This window comes from Fulvivirga imtechensis AK7 (genome assembly GCF_000331535.1).
GTDB lineage: Bacteria > Bacteroidota > Bacteroidia > Cytophagales > Cyclobacteriaceae > Fulvivirga > Fulvivirga imtechensis.
On record NZ_AMZN01000209.1, the window covers coordinates 1 to 863 of the forward strand.

Genomic DNA, 863 nt, shown 5'->3' on the forward strand with positions numbered 1-863 from the left:
TCGGCTACGGGCTGCTCGGTGAAGGTCACTGTAATATCATCGGTGCTGCTGCAGTTGCCGTTGGTCTCGGTCAGCCTGAAGGTATAAGTGCCATAGGCGGTTGAGGTCGCAGTAGGGTTAAAGATCGTGGTGCTGCTGAAGGTGATGTCAGCAGGGTTGCCTGCTATCACACTCCATGATGCGGTGCTTCCGGGGATGCTTTGTACTCCGAGTAACTGAATATTAAGGTCGCATTCTTCTGCTGTGGCTGGGCCTGCATCGGCTACTGTCGGCTCATAGAAGTTCACTGTTACTTCATCATAGTCGCTGCAACCGCCGTTTACTTCGGTCCATCTATATACATAGGTGCCGTAGGTGTCTACTGTTACGGTGGTCGTGGCGCTGGTGTTGTCGGTGAAGTTGCTCACACCGGGGCCTGATTGTTGGGTCCACGTTCCGGTACCGGTACTCGATACACCGGTGAAGGTGAAAGGGTTGCCGGCATCTTTGCCGCATACATTGCCACCTGCTCCTGCATCGGCTACGGGCTGCTCGGTGAAGGTGACCGTAATATCATCGGTGCTGCTGCAGTTGCCGTTGGTCTCGGTCAACCTGAAGGTATAAGTGCCATAGGCGGTGCTCGTTGCTGTAGGATTAAAGATCGTGGTGCTGCTGAAGGTGATGTCGGCAGGGTTGCCTGCTACTACACTCCAACTGGCTGTAGAGCCGGGGATGCTTTGGATACCCCCCAGGGCAATGTCCAGATCGCATTCTTCTGCTGTCGCGGGGCCTGCATCGGCTACGGTAGGTTCGTAGAAGGTCACTGTTACTTCATCATAATCGCTGCAACCGCCGTTTACTTCGGTCCATCTATATACATAGGT

The 863-nt window shown here is 54.2% G+C and carries 1 protein-coding gene; it reads right to left on the reverse strand.

Features of this window, described 5'->3' with window-relative positions; translation table 11 throughout:
- Positions 1-863, reverse strand: an 863-nt coding sequence (locus C900_RS27820; protein ID WP_040497736.1) for a hypothetical protein, incomplete at both ends; no start/stop codon positions are given.